The organism is Blautia parvula (assembly GCF_020215665.1).
GTDB classification, from domain to species: domain Bacteria; phylum Bacillota; class Clostridia; order Lachnospirales; family Lachnospiraceae; genus Blautia; species Blautia celeris.
In genome coordinates this window covers 484,795-504,563 of record NZ_CP084061.1, presented here as the reverse complement: position 1 = coordinate 504,563, position 19,769 = coordinate 484,795, and the positions used below count along the sequence as shown (strand labels likewise).

The window sequence follows — 19,769 nt, the reverse complement described above, 5'->3', positions numbered from 1 at the left end:
TAAATCATCCTAAAATAACATCACAAATTCTATCAACGTCTTCCAAGCTAAGATCTGCATACAGAGGAAGTGTTAATACTCTGAGTGCCATGTGTTGTGCAGCAGGTGTCTTTTCGGTTCCAGCAGTCGGATAGTTTCTATAGCATTCAAAGCTGTTTGTCAATGGATAGAAATACTTTCTTGCCCCAATACCCTGTTCTGCCAATCGGCTGAACACTTCATTTCTAGTATATTTATAGCCATCAAATACTACAGGGAAATATGCATAGTTGGATTCTACATTTTTCTGGATTTTGCTCAGGATAATTCCTTCTTTTCCACCTAGTCTTTCTCTATAACGTTCAACGATAATCTTACGTTTTGCAATCTCCTCGTCAAGATGTCTCATGTTACAGATCCCCATAGCAGCCTGGAACTCATTCATCTTTGCATTGCCGCCAACATAAGCTACTTCATCTGGCCCATGAATACCGAAATTTTTCTGGTCATTTAAAAGCTGAACCCATGAGTCGTTCTTAAAGCACACACAACCACCCTCAATGGTATTAAATACTTTGGTTGCATGGAAGCTAAACATGGATACATCCCCAAAACATGCTGAAGAAATACCCTTGTATTTTACTGCAAAAGCATGTGCTGCATCATAGATTACTTTCAAACCATATTTATTAGCGATTCTCCCGATTTCTTCTACATCACAGATGTTACCATAAACATGAACTGGAACAATTGCAACTGTCTGATCAGTAATCAGTGCTTCAATCTTTGATGTGTCAATTGTATAATCATCCTCTTTAATATCGCAAAATACAGGAACTAATCCATTTCTAACAATTGCATGTGTAGTAGATGCAAATGTAAAAGGAGTGGTAATAACCTCTCCACCCTTCGGCAGATTCAAAGCTGCAATCGCATTTTCAAGTGCAAGATGTCCATTAGTATATAGGGTGACATGCGGAACATCTAGGTACCCCTCCAGTACTCTCTGTAGTTCTTTGTGCTTTGCGCCCATGTTGGTAAGCCAGTGGCTATCCCATAAATCTTTAATCGCTTCACAATACTCTTCGTATGAAGGCATAGATGAACGTGTAACTAAAATTCCCATTTAATGTTCCTTCCTCCTATTGATATAGGGCTTTATTATATTCCAAAGATAGATAAACGAATCAAGCTTAAAAACAATAGAACCTACCAGATAAATCACAACACCGGCAATAGCCTGTAAAAGCAACGTTAGAATATCCGGTAAGCCGAGCCACTGAATTGGATAGATACAAAATCCCATAAATAGTGCTAAGATTACCCCAGGTATCAAGTCCTTCATTTGCTGTCTATATCCATAGTCCAACAACTTCTTATTGGGCCAACTATTTACGACTTGGTTTACAAAGGAAGTGGCAAGTAAGCTATACGCCATTGCTTCAACACTAATCCAGATTGTCGAAAGCAAAGCTATCATGCCTAGTGTTTTCTTTACTATTTCGAGTTTCAAAAACAAGTCGCTTCTTCCCATAGCTTTAATAGCGTTCAAATTAGCTGTATGGATAGGATAAAACATAAAGGATATGCAAAAAACTCTCATAAAGAAAACACTTGGAAGCCACTTCTCTGTTAAAACTAATCGGACCAGCGGTTCTCCGACAAACGCAAGCCCCATCATTAGTGGAGCCATTATGTATGTACTAACTTTAATTGATCTCCGTGTCATAGACTTAACCCGCTCTTTATCGTCCTGCACATTTGACATTGCGGGTAAGAGTACACTATCAATAGATGTATTAACATTCTGAACAATAAGATTAGGAAATTGTCTACCTCTGTTATATTGAGCAAGATCCGCAGATGAGTATACTTTTCCTATAATCAATTGTCTTATATTTGTATATACACTATCTATTAATGATGACACCAAAAGCTTCCATCCAAAATTAAATAATCCTTTTAATCGCTCAAAAGAGAATTTAAGTTCCGGTCTCCACTTAACTGTAATCCACAAAATGATTGTATCAACGGTAAGATTTATTACCTGCTGCGCAATAAGCGCCCAGACCCCAGCTCCGCCAAAAGCCATTACCACACCGATGACACCAGCGAGAATTGTTCCTCCCAAGGTTGAATAGAAGAACTTTTTAAATAGCATGTTCCTCGAAACATATGCTTGTTGAACATTTTTAATTCCCGAAATCAGTACCGTTAATCCTAATACTCTGATATATGGAGTTAGAGCAGCATCTTCGTAAAATACTGCAATATAAGGTGATGCAAAAAACAAACAGATATAAATGAATGAGCAAAAAATCAAATTTGTAAAAAAAACTGTAGAAAAGTCTAAGTTATCTGCATCCTTTTTCTGTACCAGTGCATTTCCCAAACCACTGTCTACAAACACTTGCAAGATTGTTGTAATAACAGTAATGAGTGCTACTGTTCCATATGCATCCGGCTCCAATATTCTTGCTAGAACAATGGATACAATAAAGGCTACTACCTGTGCGCCAACACGCTCAGCAAATCGCCATATAAAGTTTGATATAACTCCTTGCTTTGAAATCATAATATCACCTACATTTTTGAGAAAACAAATGTTCTTATCTTGTCATACATTTTCTTTCCAAGACACTGGTATATTATTTTCTCTACTTTCTTTTTCTTATCTAGTTTCATGGACATAACATCGTAATACATACCCGTATGAACATGATTTAAATAGTAATCAAGATGTAACTCAAACAATTTATCGAAATCATCTTTTGTTTTCTCATATAACGCAGATTTGATTTCATCATAATGCTCAAACACGTATTCCATTTTCTCAGAAATCGGAATTACAGCTTCGCTATCCCTAAATACAGTATTATTTGTTTCGTATTGGTAGATACCAATTGACTGGAAATCTCGTGCATCAATTGTAATCGTAGGAATAGCTCTATCTCCAGATACGCGTGCACTGCCTGCTGAGGAAATAAATAAATCAAATTTGTAAAGTAATTTTTCAGGAATCGGGTACACTGAACCCAAAAGTTTTACTGTAATATTGGATATAGCTGAAAATGAAGCTTTTATTCTTTCCATATCATCCAAATTTGGGGAATCCCCAATCATACAATAAAAATAAGTCTTTTCATTATTTTGGGCTGCGCTTTTCTTAACTTCACTTATAAGCGTTGGCACATAGTCTTTATTTAAATTTCCAATAGTTGCTATTGAATAATCAAATCTTTCAAAACCAATATCTTCCAGCAATTTTGTGCTGCAGTCTTGAACGACATTATTTCCAGGGATAGATAAACAGTATTCATAATCGTCAACAGCCGGAGTGTTCCCAAATATCATTTCATAAGTTTCTTTTTTGATTCCTCGCAACTCATGTACTTTTCGTTTATGTTTAAAAAAATCAACAATACTTTGGTCAAGGGAGCCAATTCTTTCATCAATAATAAAATTAAAGCAAGTACAACCAAACCTAGCCGCAAGCAACTCTCCCCATAATGCAGTAGGTTTATTACAGGCTTCTATAACAGTTTCAGAGTCACCTTCACCAACAAAAACCTTGATTTTCTTCAAAACTTTATTAACCTGATTGTGTGTTAACACCCCAGGAAATACATTAATATCTTCTATGCACATTTGACTTGATACGTTCTCATAGTCCGTAATTACAATCTTTCCTGGAATTGCATAAAGAACATATGTATCGTATCCCATTTTTTTCATGTACTTAAGTTTATTATATTGATACATCTGTCCCCCTCCCATTCGAGAGATGGTATAGGACAGTAGTATAAACTTTTTCATTTTAATCTCCATTCCGCCGCCTTTCAGTTGGCAACACAAATAATAATGAATGTGGTTTACACCTTCAAACTTTCTTGATACACTTTATTCAAATTATTAGGCACCCCCAGCATCAATATCTGATGCACCCATCCGTTAGCTGTTGATGTGCAGGTGCGCCCCGCTTTATTAAGGTGAAAATACTCTTAATGCGTTTCACTACGTGAGCTTTCTTTTTGTGTCTGTACCATGTTTTCCGCTTAATTTACATTCTTTCACACTATATCCTCCCAAACGGATATCCGTCGAGCTTATTGCTCAGTCATTATTAGGTTTTGCTCAGCATAATGATAGCCAATAATCACCAATGCAACTGCAACGTAATTTCTTCCCAGGAACAAACAGGTGCTAATACTACATAATGCAAGACTTAGTGCAATAATTCCGTCCACATTTAACCAGCTTCTATTTTTATACGCAATCATCTTTACTTTTTGATAAATCATATTGATTGATAAAATCAAACCAACAATTCCTGAAGAAAAAATAAGATATAGATAAGAATTATCCCAAAAACTAATAATTCCTGTGTTACCAGCTTTTGCTGAAAAGAAGAACAAATTCGTAGGAATTAAAATATTCATTCCATAACCACTATCACCCAATGACTTCCATAGAATTAATCTTTGCAAAACGGACGAATCTTCCCAGTCACTCAAGACAAAGGTCATATAGTAGAACAATGCAAGCAATAGGATCGCTGAACCTAATTTTGCAAACAACTTAATTTGCTTTCCAAATCTACTCATAAAGCAGATATAGACTATTAAAATGGCCACTATGAAGGCCGTTTTCATTCCAGAAAAAAAAATATTAATAAATGCGGTACTCACAAATACTATCTTCGTGAATTTTTTGAAATTATTTGAAAAGATAACAACTATCATAGCTAACATATTGTAAAAGCCGAATGTTTCAGCACTAGCCGTCGTTCCTAGCACTTTAAATCCAAAGGAACCTGATGTAACTCTAATTCCGCTTATTGTATCTACGCCCCATACTTGATGTCCCGCAAAATAAATAGAAGTCCATACCGAACCATTGATTCTTTGCACAACTGCATACGTAATTCCAATCAAAATAAAAACTGCAAACAAGCGCTCCAACATTAAATCAATGTCCTTTTTTTGAACAGTTGTTATTCTTCTACTTGATATAACAAATAACAGAACAAACGGTTCTACCAAATCCCTTATTGCTGATAACACGCTATTTGCCGAAGGTATATTTGATGTGCTAAACAACATTACAGAGACAACCCAAAACATGAAGAAAAAATCAATCTTTTTAATATATTTCTTTGAAACAATCCACCCAACAAGAATCAACACCATAAATACTTCTGGAAGAAATGGTCGAATTCGTTCTAAGATGGAAATCGATAACCCTATATGCTTAATAATTCCATTAAACAGAAGAACAGCCACATATCCGAATATACCAATCTTTTCAAAAATATAATTTGAACTCTTTTTACCCATCTATATCATCCTCACGCCAAATTCAGCAACTATTTATTCAAACAGATAATCTGCTTTCTCTTCCTTTTTTGTGGCCCATTCTGTTGTTTTTCCAACTATCTTAGCCGGGTTACCAATAACAATTGAATTTTCAGGTATAATACCTTTTATTACTGCTCCAGTTCCTACGATACAATTATCCCCTATAGTAGTTCCTGGCAAAATCGAAACATTAGCTCCAACGAAAACATTATTTCCAATATAAATATCTCTCAACCAATATGCTTCGTTGTCAACTACTTTTTTACCAATACTACGCAATCCACAGGTTATTGAATAATCGTGGTTTAGAATTAAAACATTTTTTGACAACACAACATTTTCGCCAATATGTGTATTCTTATATCCTTTTCCATCAAAATACACAGTCGGGTGTATGAATCTAGGGTATCCATATAAGTCCACCCCTATTTTTTTCAAATACCAATTGTATAGTTTCATGTATCTTCTAGGCGAAAAGCCATCAACTACTTTAATTAAATTTCTTAATACAACATAAAACACCTTAATTATTTTGTGCATTTTTATACAACTCCAAATATTTACTATTCATAGCTTCCTTTGAAAACCTATTGTTATCTAATAATGATGCCTTCGATCTATACATTGTAGGTATTTTTTCAAGAATCCCAACGACATCTCCCTTTTCCAGAACATAACCAACACCGCTACATACTGATTCCGGACTTCCTCCTGTCTTATACGTAATAACTGGTGTTCCACAAGCTAAGGCTTCCAAATTTGTAGTTGGGAAATTATCCTCATAAGTCGGGTTAATAAAACAACTTGCTGCAGAGTACAATTCTACTAATTCTTGCACATTGTTCGTTCTTTCAATGCCAATAATAGTGGATGGCAGAGTTGCTTTTTGTTTTGCAGTTACACCCACAATCACTATTTGATATTTTTCATGATCTATAAGTTTGTCTAAACCTAGAAAATCTTTTAATCCTTTTCTTTCCGACCATTCACTAGCTACGCCTAATAAGATATCTTTTTTTCCAATCTGATAAATTTCCTTAACACTGTTCTCTCTAAACCTAAATACATCAGTATCTATACCGTTATGGATCACCTTTATTTCATACTGATTTAGGAAGGACTTTTCCATTACATTTTTTAACCATTCACATGGAGTAATAATTGTAATGTTTAATCCAGAAAACATGTTCTTTTTGTCATGCCAATTTCGCTTTGATGCGTCAACATACGCTGTAGGATAGGTAACAATCTGCTCACAATGATGGCAACCATCTTTCCATTTCTCACATCCAACCAATTCGAAATATGCACAATGCCCAGTAAAGCTCCAGCAATCATGCTGGGTCCAAAATACTTTTATGTGTTTTCTGCGGATGTAATCAAACAAAATCGGAAGATTTATGTAATAGCCATGAACACAATGCAAATGAATAATATCTGGTTTAATCTGTTCTAACCAAGTTATCAGACGCTTCGTGGAATGAACTGACGCAAAGCCTGTTCTATCCGAAAAACGAGTATACAATGCATGCAGATACACTCCTGCCTTGTCTTCCATATAATATTCGTTATTTGTAGTAGCAGCTCGGCCTCTTCCCCATACAACATATGATTCAATGTTCTCCGCCATCATACTCGCATGTAACCCTATCATAATATTACCGGCTGCTTTGTATGAAAAATGATTTATCTGGACTACTTTCATCTCTATTCCCCATCTATTATTTCAGTAAGCCAACATCTTAAAGAGTACTTCTTATAAATACATTCTTCTACTTCAACGCACTCTGACTTAAAGAAAACATTATTCAAATCGATATTACCGTCATACACGTATATATTCTCCGGACGATAAAAATCATAATTTACGATATCTTCATTTGTTGTAATTATCTTTTTCTTGGCTCCTAATGCTTCAAGAACTCTAATAGTTAAACCAAGCTGACCAGCTTGTGCAGAATCTAATACGCATTTTGACCCTTCATAGATATCATTCATCTCTTTTCCCTTTAATGGGACATAATGAAATTCACTATACTTAGCGCTTCTTAGCTCCTTATTCATTAGTTTTCTATAAAAGTACACAATTGGAGACGGGAAGAAATAATAAATAAACTGATTTGGGTAAACCTCTTTTAACTGTGCACTCATCATGTTGATTAACTTGTATTTCTTAGGATGAGCAGTTCCTACAAAACAGAAATCGTATTTGTATTTTTTATTATTTCTTTTACCAATTTCTTCATAAGTCCTGGAATAGAATAATGGAAGGAACTTCAATGAGGGCGTTTCTTCTATGTCTCTTCTATCAAAGGAATAACATTTGTCAAAGAATCTCTGTACATTCTTTATATATGGAAAATTCGTTTGTGAATCCCATTGATATAACACAAATTTCGCCTGTGGTTGACATGCTTTAATCTCTGCAATCATATTTTCACCGAAAGAAAGTGATTGTCCAGAAATAAGAAACACAATATCATATCTCTTTGATTGAACTATGTTCATTACTTCATCAAAGTAACGTTCGATATATTTAGAGATTATATTCTTATTTATTCTTATAGCCGCCTTAATCCAGGCATTTGTACTTGGACGGTCGTCAAAGAAATCCACTTCATAGCCCAAGTTATTCAATTCATCTTTTATTAATTCTGGATAGTTAAAAAACCTAGGCATTATTAAGAGCAATTTCTTCATTACTTTTTTCCTCACTTACGCATAATCTTTTCAATCTTGTTACTATCCCCCCAAATTGCCTTGGAATCGTAAGGTCTATCAGGAAATGCTCCATACTGAAGCTTGATTTTATAGCCATTCTCTTTAATAAAACGTTCAACTCGATCCGCAAGTTTCTCAGGTCTTCCAGAACAGATATTAATAATCCCCTGCTCCTTCTGCTGACCGGCTACTGCTGCAACTTGGGCACAGAAATCCGGATAATCAATAAAATCATACTGATTCTGGCCTAACGTAAACGGAAACTCAGTTTTTCCTTCTTCGGCAGCAACTGTGATTTTAGAAAAAATAGAACTTCCGTACTTAGAGTTTCCAACAATGTAATAACCTCTCATCCATTGAAAAACAATGTTCTTCTGTTTACAAACCATCTGTGTCAAATCACGAAGGGCATTCTTTCCAATTCCGTAAGGAGTTGTAGGATGGCATGGAGTGTTCTCATTGATACTTCCTTCGAAGAAACCAATCTCATGCATACTTCCCATTACTGCAATCTGCTTAACTCCCTCTTCTGCCATCTTCTTAATAAAGGTAAAATGATTAGGCAAATCGTCAATATGCGCATTTGAATAATGAACAAAACCATCTCTCCATGCCAAATGCAGCAATACATCTGGTTTTCCAAAATACTCATATGGATTTTCAATTTCAAATATATTGCCAACAATCCTTGTAGCTCTATCATCCACATGATCTACTGCAAAATCTGTTGCAACTACTTCATGTCCATTATCTAAAATCGCATTTACAACACCTTGACCTAGATATCCATTAGCGCCTGTTATAAGAATTCTCATTTTAAATTCTCTCCTTGTAGTTTTTTTCAATCCAGTTCAAATATTCACCGGAAGTACATTCTTCAGTCCACTTCTTTCCCTCTTCAGACAGATACCAATCAATGGTCAAGACGATACCATCTTTGAACATAGTGGTAGGTTCCCATCCCAACTCTGCCATAGCCTTCGCAGGATCAATTGCATAGCGTTGATCATGACCATGACGATCACCAACGTGTGTGATCAGGCTCTCAGGCTTTCTGAGCTTGTCGAGAATAATCTTAACAATCTCAATGTTTGTTTTCTCGTTGTGTCCACCAAGATTGTAGACCTCACCAACTCTACCCTTTTCGATAACAGCAAGAATTCCATAACAGTGATCCTTTACATACAGCCAGTCACGAACATTCACTCCTTCACCGTAGACAGGCAGAAGCTTGTCATGAGTAGCATTGTGGATCATCAGTGGAATCAGCTTCTCCGGGAACTGGTATGGACCGTAGTTATTGCTGCAGCGGCTGATGGTCACAGGCAAGCCGTAGGTTCTGTGGTATGCGAGAACCAAGAGATCCGCAGATGCCTTAGAAGTTGAATAAGGGCTGCTGGTATGCAGAGGAGTATCCTCATGGAAGAACAGATCCGGTCTATCCAGCGGAAGATCTCCATAAACCTCGTCTGTGGAAACCTGATGGTATCTTTCAATACCATATTTACGACATGCATCCATGAGTACAGCAGTACCCAAGATATTAGTTTCCAGAAAGATTTGTGGATTTGTGATGGAACGGTCTACGTGAGATTCTGCAGCAAAATTGACTACAACATCCGGTTTTTCTGTTTCAAAAATCTTCTCGACAGATTCCCGATCTATGATATCCGTCTTATAAAACTTATAGTTCTCATTCTTTAATTCTTCTTCAATTGTGGCTGGGTTTGCGGCATATGTACACACATCCACATTAATCACTTTATATTCCGGTCTCTCCGCCAACAATAATTTGCAGAAGCAATTTCCAATAAATCCGGTTCCACCGGTAACTAAGATTGTTTTACGCATCTTTTTATCTCCCTATAATCTATTATCCGCATTTTTCATTGTAAATCTCTATTTCTACTACAATATATTTATGGTTAATATCCCTTACAGCCAGTAGGGAATTATCCATCTTGTTGCTTAAGCTGTTATAATGATGGAGCAATCGTATATCGGCTTCCTTTCTTGGACTTCGCGTCCGTAAAACAGACTGATAACCAGCTCCTCATTTGCAGCGTTCGTTTTATGCAGGTTGAACTGCCTTTGGTACGTTCGTGTCACACCACAGTAGATTGAATAGGCAATGTGTAAAACTGGTACTTATCCATTGCAGTATTATTAAGGAGTGACAAATTTATGAACATGAACGCAGTAGGTAGTGATGTATCCAAGGGTAAGAGCATGGTTGCTATCCTCCGCCCTTTTTGTGAAATTGTTTCTTCACCTTTTGTAATCAAACACACCACAGGTGATATTCTGTCTTTGATTGAACAAATCAAATCTACCGAAGGTGAATCCCGCATAGTTATGGAGCACACCGGTCGTTATTACGAGCCGCTGGCTCGTGAGCTTTCACAGGCAGGTTTTTTCGTATCTGCCATAAATCCAAAGCTCATTAAAGATTTCGGAGATAACTCTCTCCGTAAAGTAAAATCGGATAAAGCTGATGCTGTAAAAATAGCCCGTTATACACTTGACAATTGGATTGAATTGAAACAGTATAGTCTTATGGATGAAATACGCAACCAGTTAAAGACCATGAACCGTCAGTTTGGCTTCTACATGAAACACAAAACAGCTATGAAGAATAACCTCATCGGCATCCTCGATCAGACTTACCCTGGTGTGAATACTTACTTTGATAGCCCTGCCCGTGAGGACGGCAGCCAGAAGTGGGTTGATTTTTCCACTACATACTGGCATGTGGACTGTGTTCGTAAAATGTCATTAAACGCATTTGTCGACCATTATCAGAAATGGTGCAAACGCAGGAAGTACAACTTCAGCAAAGACAAGGCTGAAGAAATCTATGGAGCTGCCAGGGAACTCGTTCCTGTGCTTCCAAAAGATGACCTAACCAAGCTAATCGTGAAACAGGCCGTAGAACAATTAAACACTGCTTCCAAGACCGTGGAAGAACTCCGTACCCTGATGAATGAAACAGCCGCCAAGCTGCCTGAATATCCCGTTGTTATGGGAATGAAGGGTGTCGGCCCGTCTCTCGGACCTCAGCTTACGGCTGAGATTGGAGATGTCACACGTTTCACTCACAAAGGTGCTATCACTGCATTTGCCGGTGTAGATCCAGGTGTCAACGAATCCGGAACCTATGAGCAAAAAAGCGTTCCAACTTCCAAACGTGGCTCATCATCCCTTAGAAAAACCTTATTCCAGGTCATGGACTGTCTCATTAAGACAAAACCGCAGGATGACCCTGTATATGCGTTTATTGATAAAAAGCATGCCCAGGGAAAGCCTTACTATGTTTACATGACCGCAGGCGCTAATAAGTTTCTGCGAATCTATTCTGGAAGAGTAAAAGAATATCTTATGTCTCTTCCAGAATAATGAATAACCACATCCTTTCAAACCAGCGGGTAACGGTGGTCTATTTGGTGTACCTGAAATTCAGTCAATAATAAATCTTAAAAATTTTTCATTTTCCTATTGACTTTTTATTTGCAGGCTGTTTTGAAACTTTTTTCATCTCCAGACACGACAAACAGCGGCTGGTTTTCACCCCATCCACCGCGTCACACCCACCCTCCTTCATCACCTAAATCCCTTGATTTTACAAGGTTTTCGCTCACTTTCTCGGGTAAGAAATTATGAACTACAGATGAGAACCTTAAGCCCTCTACATCCGTTGTTCCTATTATGACACAGGCTTATTATGACACAGTCTTATTATGCCAAATACTTATAATGACTCTGTCTTCTAAAGACCTATTCACATTACAATCGCTAAATTCAAACATCCACAATCCTCCGAAACCATTTATTTATCAGCCTTTTTCCAGTTTTACACACATCTTCACTCTTCTTCATCCCCACATTCAACGATAGCACTCCTCACTCTATGCCCATCCCAAATACCGATTTTCCACTTACTATACCGTTGTTGGATACACACAAGAGGCTGTTTGTTGATACAGCGTGCCATGGCTATGCTCTAGAGTGTTGCTCCGGACTGTTGTATGTTCTTTTTCACTGATTTTGTAGGATGAGAACATTATTCTCTGTCCCTGTGTTCATGATAATCCCTGTCATTTTCCCTCACTACTTTTGTGGCATAAACATTGTCATAAAACACCTTCAATTCTCTGAAAAACTCCAGCCTAAAGATGATATTCTTACTATCCACCTTTTGCCTTATACAATAGCTACTCGCTGTTGCTTCACTTATTCATCATATTCATTCTCTGGCTTCCATCCTAATGCCTACCTTCTCCACTCTCTCTATGTACAAATTTTTAAGTGATGAAACTGATATTATTGAATTTTATAATTTATTATAATTATTACTTATCTAATATGAATCAATATTACATCGACCCCTCCCCTCTAAAAACAACCACAACAGTCCTCCACAACAATTTCAAATCCAACCCCAAGTTCCAATTAGTAATATATTCCGTATCCAACTCCACAACCTTCTCAAAATCCGTGATCCCACTTCTCCCACTAACCTGCCACATCCCGGTAATCCCCGGCTTGATTGCCAGTCTCTTCCTATGATGCACCTCATACTTCTCCCATTCATCCACAGTAGGCGGTCTTGTCCCAACCAGGCTCATATCACCTTTCAGCACATTCCAGAACTGCGGAAACTCATCCAGAGAAGTCTTCCTGATAAAATTCCCGATTCCTTTAATGATTCTGGGATCATTATCCATCTTAAACATCAGGCCATCCTGAATCTTATTCTTCTCCATCAGCTCTTTTTTCCGCTCCTCGGCATCCATATACATAGAACGGAATTTATAAATCTTAAACTTCTTCCCATTCTTTCCAACCCGAATCTGGGAAAAGAACACGGGTCCCGGTGATTTTATCTTAATAATGGGCGCAATAAATACAGTCAGTATCCCTGTCATCAGAACACCGACAAATCCCCCGACAATATCCATAGCCCTTTTCAAAAACATATCTCTGGGTGAAGCCATCTTAATACTGCTGGAAAGCACAGTATATCCTGCCATTTTCTCCACGATCTGGTTATTGCCCAGCACTTCCAGCTTAGCCAGCTTCATATGTATCGTCACGCCCATGCTGGCGCAGCTCTTTATCATCTCATTCGGTATAACCGTCTCCTCTGAAGGATTGAAAAACACTTCATCCACCCAGTTCTTCTGGATATAAGAAACCATACTGTCCTTATCCGCCACAACAGGCACACCCAGAATCTTCTTGCCGGTCATATGCACATCTATAATAGCAATCCCATCCAGGTATAAATTCTCAAAATTATTCCTCAGGATAGTCTTCACCACTTCAGATGCCACATCCGCAGACGTCACCAGCAGCAGAGAACGCTTCCCTTCCTGCTTATCCACTCTTCTCTTAATATTCTGTTTCCACGCCAGTCTTGTAACATAGGACAACACAATATAAATGCCCCACATGCTGATAAAAATAACGCGGGAATATGTAGAGGACTGCTTCACAAAAAACAAATACACCAGCATAGTAGCTATAATATAAGTCACATGTTTAAATACAGCCACAAACTCTTTAAAATAGCCTCTCCTCAAAATACCGCTGTAACTTTCATTGAAAAACACAACGACAAAAAAGATAAAAAGCAGGATAATCTCCACATCACGATAATTATCATCGGACAGTCGGAACATTTTCCCGTTTCTAAAGACATAACTCAGCAGAAATGAAACTTCCATACAGATCAAATCCAGTATGATGAAATCCAAATGCTTTAACCAACTACTTCCATTTTTCTGATACATAACTAACTCCCAAATCCCTCAATGATTTTGCCGCGTTTCGCAGCAATCGGCAGAATTATTTTATACGATCATACGAAAACTTTGTACATTCATCCCAGCCGTATAGGAAAAGCTGACCACTCCACCCTGTAATTCTAGGGCTGTATCGACACGGAGCGCCAGCCAATAATCACTTATTTATTCCTTTGTTCCTGTACATTCTAACGCGTTTGACATATTATGTCAAGCAACAGGATGCATCTTTTGTTATACATCTGTTTTCGGATTAATCTAAAATATTTCCAACAGGTTCCGTTTTCTCTTTAAATAAACACAAAAGCCGGCATATTTCCTTATGTTATCCGGCTTTTTAAAAAATAATCCATGAATCATTCCCCTTCCATTCGTCATATTAACATAACTGAACCGCTACGCCATTTTTCTTTCTCACGTAATGAAAATCCCATTCTGCCGGGGGCAGAACGCAGCACACGCATCTGCGGCAGCCTCACGAACGACACAGCACTTCATAAAGCAATTTTTTTCGACGTCCCATTTGCATAAAAAACAGCACTTTCAGAATACTATCTATAATAACCAGTTAAAAAGTGCCTGTAAAAAAATTACATTTTATTGTAACTTAGATTTTATCTTCTTATAGCAGTAATGAAAACGAACCTTGAGCACATTTTTTATCTCCTTACAGTTCATTTTTTACCGTTTTATTTCTGGTATCGTAGTCAAAGGGATATTTTTCCATAAATAAAATATACGGAGGACAAAAAATGAAGGAAATTGACAAAGTTTATGTAGGAAAAAGGATACAGCAGCAACGGGAATTACTGGGATATACCCGGGAGGAACTGGCTGAAAAGGCGGATATCACACCACGCTTCTGTTATGATTTGGAACTGGGACAAAAGGGGATGTCCGTGGACACTCTGTGTAAGCTGAAATCCGCACTGCATATTAATATTGACTACCTGCTCTTTGGAGAACAGAAGGCTCTGAATGATTTAAACTCTATCAAAATACTGATTGAAACCTGCCCCTCGGATAAACGCACCTTTTTGATCGACATCATCACCTCATATTTAAAGGCAGTAAAATAACTTCAAAACTTTCCCCTTCACTGGTTCCAGATAATTTATTGTAAATATAAATCTGTCAGATTATCCATCTAATATTCTTATTACTGAATAAACATCCCATATTTGCAATATAATATATATTAGAATACCTGTTCACAAATATTATAAAAGAAGGGCTGGGTTTATCCTATGATCGTATTTATCGCTGTATCATTCCTGGTCGGCTCCATGTTCGGAATTCTGTTAATGTGCCTGGTTCAAATCAACCGGCTTCACGGGGACCCGGAACCTGGCAGCAGCCTTCCGGATGACTATTCTGACGCTAATATGTGACGCAAGTGAAAACAACAGACAAGCTTCACAAAAAAAGCACCGGAAGCAGAGTTTAATACTATGCCTCCAGTGCTTTCACTGAATTAAAACCACTCTATTTCACGTCTCTCCATATAATTGGATTCCAGATATTTCTGAACCTCCCTACAGTCATAGCTTCTGGCTTTGGCAGGACAGACTCTCGCACATCTCATACAGTTGATGCACAGACTTTCATCCACCTCATAGGTCTCCTTATCAATGGCGGCAGCCGGACATTTCTGCACACAGGCCTGGCAGCCATTGCACTTATCCCCATCCCAGAATTTTGCCACCGGTTTCATCTGCTTTGGTTCCGGTTCAGCTTCTCCGGGAAGCTCGACGGGGCCATGGAACTCCTCCTCCAGCCGTTTCTTTACTGTCACCGCAAACTTGCGGAAAATCTGCATATCTTCCTCATCCGGGCGTCCGGTTCCCAGTTTATCGGAATAAATATGAGGAATTACAGGCGCCACTGCCCCAATGCAGTAAAATCCCCTGTCCTCCAGTATTTTCTTCATCTGCGCCAGTGTATGGTCATAATGGCGGTTGCCGTATGCTGCCATTAAAATACACGGCGTATGGGACCCCTGCAGGTTTGTAAACAGCGCCTCATGCAATCTGGGTAGCTGTCCGCCATAGACAGGCGCTGCGGCAAGCAGCAGGTCCTTCTCTGTAAAGCTGTGTTTCTGTTTTCTCAATTTTCTTCTTGTCAAATCCAGATACTGTGGATTTTGTGACAGCATGCCGGCCAGCATCTCCGCTGCATGTTTTGTGCCTTCTGTGGGGCTGAAATACGCCACGGTCAGGGTCTTGTTTTTCTCCATAAGATCCGGTCTCCTCTCTTTTGTGCGCCTGAGGGACTGCTCCCATCTCCAGGCTTCAATTTTATTATGGTCACCGGTCAGCAGAACCTTTGGCACCTTTTTATCATGCCAGGTCTCAGGCCGCGTAAAATGAGGATATTCCAGCAAGTTGTCCTGCATGGATTCAAACTGGGCAGATTCCTCGTTGCTCAAAACGCCCGGTACAAAACGTGAAATGGCATCGATCATAACCATAGAAGCCAGTTCCCCGCCGGTGAGCACATAATCTCCAATGGAAACATAATCCGTCACGATTTCCTCCAGGACACGCTCATCTATGCCTTCATAATGCCCGCAGAGAAAGATAAGCTCCTCCTCCTGGGCAAAATCCTCCACCATTGTCTGGTTAAATACCTTTCCCTGTGGTGTCAGATAAATACAGCGGGGTTTTCTGCCCTTTTCTGCCGCCAGGGATTTCCCGGCAACGGAACAATAGGCCCGGTAAACCGGCTCTGCCTGCATGACCATACCGGCGCCTCCGCCATATGGGTAGTCATCCACCCTGTTATGTTTATTATCGGAAAAATCCCGGATATTGACTGTCTCCAGAGATATATGTTTCTCCTTCATGGCCCGGCCGATGATGCTGGTATCCAGCCCCTGCCGCACCATATCCGGAAATAGGGTCAACACATGAAAATTCATTGTAATCTCCATTCCGCTGCCCAAAAGCAGCACAAATAATATCTGTATCTAATCAGCCGCCAAAGCAGTCACCTGTTTAATCCAGAAGTCCGTCCATCAGATGTATCTCCATCCTGTTTTCTTCAATATCCACATCCAGAATACACTCGTGTATGGCAGGGAGCAGCACTTCTTTCCCTTCCCCTGTCTCTACAATATAAACGTCATTGGCTCCGGTCTCCATCACATCCTTCAGGACACCGAATTTCTCTCCGTTTTCCAGGTAAACATCAAGTCCGATAAGATCTGCAATGTAATACTCGTCCTCATCCAGGGGAATGGCCTGGTCTCTGGTCACATAAAGACTTCTGCCTTTGTATTTCTCTATGTCATTGATGTTGTTGATTCCTTTGAATTTCAGGATCGCGTACTGTTTAAAATATTTGACATTCTCAATTTCCAGTTCTATATACTCCCTGCCTGTATCCAGCAATACGCTGTCCAGGTCTTCAAATCTATGCACATCATCAGTGGTGGGATATACCTTGACCTCCCCGCGGATTCCGTGGGTGGTGGTGATCACACCTGCCTGTAATAAATCTTCCATGATCAAATTCCTTCCTATTATAAAACATCACGTTATTGCGGTCCTCTTTGTAATGAAAAAAGGGGGCTGATGCAGTAAAATTTACCGCGACAGCTCCCGCTTACACAGAACGGATATCATCCGCCGTATTCCTCGCCTGTACCGAAAGCCGCCCCGAAAGGCAGCCGGTCCAGTTATTGTAAAATATCTACGACTACTTTTTTGTCGCTTTTGGAAGATGCAGCTTTCACTACGGTACGGATTGCCTTGGCAATTCTTCCCTGACGGCCGATGACTTTGCCCATATCTGCCGGAGCCACTTTCAGCTCTACCAGAACGGCATTGTCCTCTTCTGTTTCCGTTACCGCAACTTCATCCGGATAATCTACAAGAGACTTTGCAATTACTTCTACTAATTCTTTCATTACAAGCTACCTCCCGGAATCCTATTTTTCGATACCAGCCGCTTTTAAGATTTTAGCAACAACTTCTGTCGGCTGTGCACCGTTAGCAAGCCATTTCTTTGCTGCTTCCTCGTCTACTTTGTAAACGCTTGGGTCCTGGTTCGGATCATATGTTCCAATCTCTTCGATGAATTTACCATCTCTCGGGGATTTGGAATCTGCAACGATGATTCTATAGAAAGGAGCCTTTTTCTGTCCCATTCTTCTTAATCTGATTTTTACTGCCATCTCATTCACCTCCTGGTTTTTTTCTTCTATATGTTAAAAGGGAAGTTTGAATTTTCCTCTTTTACCACCTTTGCCGCCCATAAGTCCGGGCATCTGTTTCATCATTTTCTTGGCCTGTTCAAACTGTTTGACCAGACGGTTGACTTCCGCCATATCCACTCCTGCCCCTTTGGCGATTCTCGCTTTTCTGGATGGGTTCAGGATCTCCGGATGAGAGCGCTCTCTGGGTGTCATGGATAAGATCATGGCTTCTTTTCTTGCCATATCTTTCTCATCTACCATGCTGTCGATATCTTTTATCTGACTGCCCATACCCGGTATCATGTTCAGTACACTGGATAAGCCGCCCATGTTTTTCATCTGGTTCATGCTCTCCAGATAATCGTCAAAACCAAAGGAATTCTTCCGGAACTTCTGCTCCATCTCCTTGGCTTTTTCTTCATCCAGATTGGCCTGCGCCTTCTCGATCAGACTCATCACATCGCCCATTCCCAGAATACGGGATGCCATACGGTCCGGATAGAACTGTTCCAGATCTGAAAGTTTCTCTCCCATACCCACGAATAAAATGGGTTTACCGGTGATCGCCCTGATGGATAATGCCGCACCGCCTCTGGCATCGCCGTCCAATTTTGTAAGAACTACGCCGTCAATGCCGACTTTCTCTCCAAAGGTCTCTGCCACATTTACTGCGTCCTGACCGGTCATGGCATCAACTACCAGAACAGTCTGGTCCACTTCAAGGGCTTCCTTGATGTCTGCAAGCTCTTTCATCATATCTTCATCAATGTGAAGACGGCCTGCGGTATCCAGAATCAAAACATTGAATTTTTCTTTTTTTGCATGCTCGTATGCTGCCTTGGCAATATTCACAGGGTTCTGCTTATCGCCCATGGAAAATACTTCCACGCCCTGCTTTTCTCCGTTCACCTGTAACTGCGTGATAGCTGCCGGACGGTATACGTCACATGCTGCGAGGAGAGGTTTACGTCCTTTTGACTTCAGCTTGCCGGCCAGCTTCGCGGTTGTGGTTGTTTTACCTGCACCCTGGAGACCAACCATCATGATAACAGTTATCTCACTTCCCGGCTTTAACAAAAGCTCTGCAGTTTCGCTGCCCATCAGATTGACCAGCTCTTCATTTACAATCTTGATCACCATCTGGCCCGGATTCAATCCTGACATGACGTCAGCACCTACTGCCCGCTCCTGGACGGATTTCATGAACTGTTTTACCACCTTGAAGCTTACATCAGCCTCCAGAAGTGCCATTTTCACTTCTTTCAGCGCTGCTTTTACATCGGCTTCGGTCAGACGGCCTTTTTTTCTCAAGTTTTTAAATACATTCTGAAGTTTATCGGTTAAGCTCTCAAATGCCATCTGCTATAACTCCTCTAATATTTCCTGGGAAATGTGTTCCACTTCTGTGACCAGCTCCTGTTTACTCATGGCCTCACAATGTCCGGTCAATTCCCGGATGCGGTGGATCTTTTCCTTGATGTTCACAAACTTCTCCACCAGATGCAGTTTGTCCTCATAATCCTGCAGGATCCTGCCGCAGCGCTTCACGTTGTCATGAACACCCTGCCGGCTGATTCCCAGCTCTTCGGCTACTTCGCTCAAAGAATAGTCATTCAGCACTACATCCTCGTATATTCTGCGCTGATGCTCTGTTAAGAGTTCACCGTAGAAATCGTACAGTAAAGTCTGTTCTACAATTTTTTCCACTCA

20 protein-coding genes and 1 pseudogene are annotated in these 19,769 nt (G+C 39.7%); 3 read left to right on the top strand and 18 right to left on the bottom strand.

Features of this window, described 5'->3' with window-relative positions; all coding sequences use genetic code 11:
• Positions 1 to 4: 4 nt before the first annotated feature.
• The 9 genes from LC508_RS02445 to rfbB all read right to left on the bottom strand — a co-directional run bounded on the left by LC508_RS02445 (position 5) and on the right by rfbB (position 9,908).
• Positions 5 to 1,105: a DegT/DnrJ/EryC1/StrS family aminotransferase gene (locus LC508_RS02445; protein ID WP_054352480.1), complete on the bottom strand. Its 1,101-nt coding sequence runs from the start codon at positions 1,103 to 1,105 to the stop codon at positions 5 to 7.
• Entirely contained in the window at positions 1,106 to 2,554 is a 1,449-nt protein-coding gene (locus LC508_RS02440; protein ID WP_054352479.1) for a lipopolysaccharide biosynthesis protein, read from the bottom strand. It lies immediately after the preceding gene.
• 8 nt (positions 2,555 to 2,562) lie between these two features.
• On the bottom strand, positions 2,563 to 3,807 hold the full coding sequence (locus LC508_RS02435; RefSeq protein WP_103732708.1) for a hypothetical protein: 1,245 nt from the start codon (positions 3,805 to 3,807) through the stop codon (positions 2,563 to 2,565).
• 278 nt (positions 3,808 to 4,085) lie between these two features.
• The gene (locus LC508_RS02430) at positions 4,086 to 5,315 is read right to left on the bottom strand and encodes a hypothetical protein (RefSeq protein ID WP_054352476.1); all 1,230 of its coding nucleotides are present in this window, start codon (positions 5,313 to 5,315) and stop codon (positions 4,086 to 4,088) included.
• A 33-nt stretch (positions 5,316 to 5,348) separates the two neighbouring features.
• Positions 5,349 to 5,876: an acyltransferase gene (locus LC508_RS02425; RefSeq protein ID WP_103733181.1), complete on the bottom strand. Its 528-nt coding sequence runs from the start codon at positions 5,874 to 5,876 to the stop codon at positions 5,349 to 5,351.
• Entirely contained in the window at positions 5,860 to 7,041 is a 1,182-nt protein-coding gene (locus LC508_RS02420) for a glycosyltransferase (RefSeq protein WP_103733182.1), read from the bottom strand. Before LC508_RS02420 ends, LC508_RS02425 begins: the two co-directional genes overlap by 17 nt.
• Before the next feature lie 2 nt (positions 7,042 to 7,043).
• Positions 7,044 to 8,036, bottom strand: coding sequence for a CgeB family protein (locus LC508_RS02415; RefSeq protein ID WP_118594116.1), 993 nt, complete (start codon positions 8,034 to 8,036; stop codon positions 7,044 to 7,046).
• An 11-nt stretch (positions 8,037 to 8,047) separates the two neighbouring features.
• Positions 8,048 to 8,872 (bottom strand): NAD-dependent epimerase/dehydratase family protein, encoded by an 825-nt coding sequence (locus LC508_RS02410; protein ID WP_103733166.1) that lies wholly within the window; start codon positions 8,870 to 8,872, stop codon positions 8,048 to 8,050.
• Position 8,873: 1 nt separating this feature from the next.
• Positions 8,874 to 9,908: a dTDP-glucose 4,6-dehydratase gene (gene rfbB / locus LC508_RS02405; RefSeq protein ID WP_103733165.1), complete on the bottom strand. Its 1,035-nt coding sequence runs from the start codon at positions 9,906 to 9,908 to the stop codon at positions 8,874 to 8,876.
• Between the two features lie 339 nt (positions 9,909 to 10,247).
• On the opposite strand from rfbB, the gene LC508_RS02400 reads away from it, so the two are divergent.
• Positions 10,248 to 11,453, top strand: a complete 1,206-nt coding sequence (locus LC508_RS02400) for an IS110 family RNA-guided transposase (protein WP_181014596.1) — start codon at positions 10,248 to 10,250, stop codon at positions 11,451 to 11,453.
• A 664-nt stretch (positions 11,454 to 12,117) separates the two neighbouring features.
• Here the strand turns inward: LC508_RS02400 and LC508_RS28205 are convergent.
• The gene (locus LC508_RS28205) at positions 12,118 to 12,249 is read right to left on the bottom strand and encodes a hypothetical protein (protein ID WP_255611228.1); all 132 of its coding nucleotides are present in this window, start codon (positions 12,247 to 12,249) and stop codon (positions 12,118 to 12,120) included.
• A gap of 181 nt (positions 12,250 to 12,430) precedes the next feature.
• Positions 12,431 to 13,849: a sugar transferase gene (locus tag LC508_RS02395; protein ID WP_103732438.1), complete on the bottom strand. Its 1,419-nt coding sequence runs from the start codon at positions 13,847 to 13,849 to the stop codon at positions 12,431 to 12,433.
• Between the two features lie 764 nt (positions 13,850 to 14,613).
• Here LC508_RS02395 and LC508_RS02390 point away from each other — a divergent pair.
• The gene (locus LC508_RS02390; RefSeq protein WP_033142803.1) at positions 14,614 to 14,940 is read left to right on the top strand and encodes a helix-turn-helix domain-containing protein; all 327 of its coding nucleotides are present in this window, start codon (positions 14,614 to 14,616) and stop codon (positions 14,938 to 14,940) included.
• 168 nt (positions 14,941 to 15,108) lie between these two features.
• Positions 15,109 to 15,252: a DUF3789 domain-containing protein gene (locus LC508_RS02385; RefSeq protein ID WP_118594115.1), complete on the top strand. Its 144-nt coding sequence runs from the start codon at positions 15,109 to 15,111 to the stop codon at positions 15,250 to 15,252.
• An 83-nt stretch (positions 15,253 to 15,335) separates the two neighbouring features.
• On the opposite strand, the gene LC508_RS28475 is transcribed toward LC508_RS02385, so the two are convergent.
• The 7 genes and pseudogenes from LC508_RS28475 to ylxM form a co-directional block, all read right to left on the bottom strand.
• Entirely contained in the window at positions 15,336 to 15,575 is a 240-nt protein-coding gene (locus tag LC508_RS28475; protein ID WP_334295358.1) for a 4Fe-4S binding protein, read from the bottom strand.
• Positions 15,576 to 16,088: 513 nt separating this feature from the next.
• Positions 16,089 to 16,781 (bottom strand): annotated as a pseudogene (gene trmD, locus LC508_RS28470) (tRNA (guanosine(37)-N1)-methyltransferase TrmD); the annotation flags it as partial.
• A gap of 76 nt (positions 16,782 to 16,857) precedes the next feature.
• Positions 16,858 to 17,367 (bottom strand): ribosome maturation factor RimM, encoded by a 510-nt coding sequence (gene rimM, locus LC508_RS02375; RefSeq protein WP_033142801.1) that lies wholly within the window; start codon positions 17,365 to 17,367, stop codon positions 16,858 to 16,860.
• A 173-nt stretch (positions 17,368 to 17,540) separates the two neighbouring features.
• A complete protein-coding gene (locus LC508_RS02370) occupies positions 17,541 to 17,771 on the bottom strand; it encodes a KH domain-containing protein (protein ID WP_018597481.1) in 231 nt (76 codons plus the stop codon).
• A 21-nt stretch (positions 17,772 to 17,792) separates the two neighbouring features.
• Complete coding sequence (gene rpsP / locus LC508_RS02365) at positions 17,793 to 18,038, bottom strand: 30S ribosomal protein S16 (protein ID WP_033142800.1); 246 nt, start codon at positions 18,036 to 18,038, stop codon at positions 17,793 to 17,795.
• A 33-nt stretch (positions 18,039 to 18,071) separates the two neighbouring features.
• Positions 18,072 to 19,418 (bottom strand): signal recognition particle protein, encoded by a 1,347-nt coding sequence (ffh, locus tag LC508_RS02360; protein WP_033142799.1) that lies wholly within the window; start codon positions 19,416 to 19,418, stop codon positions 18,072 to 18,074.
• A gap of 3 nt (positions 19,419 to 19,421) precedes the next feature.
• Positions 19,422 to 19,766 (bottom strand): YlxM family DNA-binding protein, encoded by a 345-nt coding sequence (gene ylxM, locus LC508_RS02355; RefSeq protein ID WP_033142798.1) that lies wholly within the window; start codon positions 19,764 to 19,766, stop codon positions 19,422 to 19,424.
• Between the last annotated feature and the right edge of the window lie 3 nt (positions 19,767 to 19,769).

Coding starts and splice junctions, on each gene's coding strand:
- LC508_RS02445 (WP_054352480.1), bottom strand. CDS start 1,105: ATGGGAATTTTAGTTACACGTTCATCTATGCCTTCATACGAAGAGTAT.
- LC508_RS02440 (WP_054352479.1), bottom strand. CDS start 2,554: ATGATTTCAAAGCAAGGAGTTATATCAAACTTTATATGGCGATTTGCT.
- LC508_RS02435 (WP_103732708.1), bottom strand. CDS start 3,807: ATGGAGATTAAAATGAAAAAGTTTATACTACTGTCCTATACCATCTCT.
- LC508_RS02430 (WP_054352476.1), bottom strand. CDS start 5,315: ATGGGTAAAAAGAGTTCAAATTATATTTTTGAAAAGATTGGTATATTC.
- LC508_RS02425 (WP_103733181.1), bottom strand. CDS start 5,876: ATGCACAAAATAATTAAGGTGTTTTATGTTGTATTAAGAAATTTAATT.
- LC508_RS02420 (WP_103733182.1), bottom strand. CDS start 7,041: ATGAAAGTAGTCCAGATAAATCATTTTTCATACAAAGCAGCCGGTAAT.
- LC508_RS02415 (WP_118594116.1), bottom strand. CDS start 8,036: ATGAAGAAATTGCTCTTAATAATGCCTAGGTTTTTTAACTATCCAGAA.
- LC508_RS02410 (WP_103733166.1), bottom strand. CDS start 8,872: ATGAGAATTCTTATAACAGGCGCTAATGGATATCTAGGTCAAGGTGTT.
- rfbB (WP_103733165.1), bottom strand. CDS start 9,908: ATGCGTAAAACAATCTTAGTTACCGGTGGAACCGGATTTATTGGAAAT.
- LC508_RS02400 (WP_181014596.1), top strand. CDS start 10,248: ATGAACGCAGTAGGTAGTGATGTATCCAAGGGTAAGAGCATGGTTGCT.
- LC508_RS02395 (WP_103732438.1), bottom strand. CDS start 13,849: ATGTATCAGAAAAATGGAAGTAGTTGGTTAAAGCATTTGGATTTCATC.
- LC508_RS02390 (WP_033142803.1), top strand. CDS start 14,614: ATGAAGGAAATTGACAAAGTTTATGTAGGAAAAAGGATACAGCAGCAA.
- LC508_RS02385 (WP_118594115.1), top strand. CDS start 15,109: ATGATCGTATTTATCGCTGTATCATTCCTGGTCGGCTCCATGTTCGGA.
- LC508_RS28475 (WP_334295358.1), bottom strand. CDS start 15,575: ATGAAACCGGTGGCAAAATTCTGGGATGGGGATAAGTGCAATGGCTGC.
- rimM (WP_033142801.1), bottom strand. CDS start 17,367: ATGGAAGATTTATTACAGGCAGGTGTGATCACCACCACCCACGGAATC.
- LC508_RS02370 (WP_018597481.1), bottom strand. CDS start 17,771: ATGAAAGAATTAGTAGAAGTAATTGCAAAGTCTCTTGTAGATTATCCG.
- rpsP (WP_033142800.1), bottom strand. CDS start 18,038: ATGGCAGTAAAAATCAGATTAAGAAGAATGGGACAGAAAAAGGCTCCT.
- ffh (WP_033142799.1), bottom strand. CDS start 19,418: ATGGCATTTGAGAGCTTAACCGATAAACTTCAGAATGTATTTAAAAAC.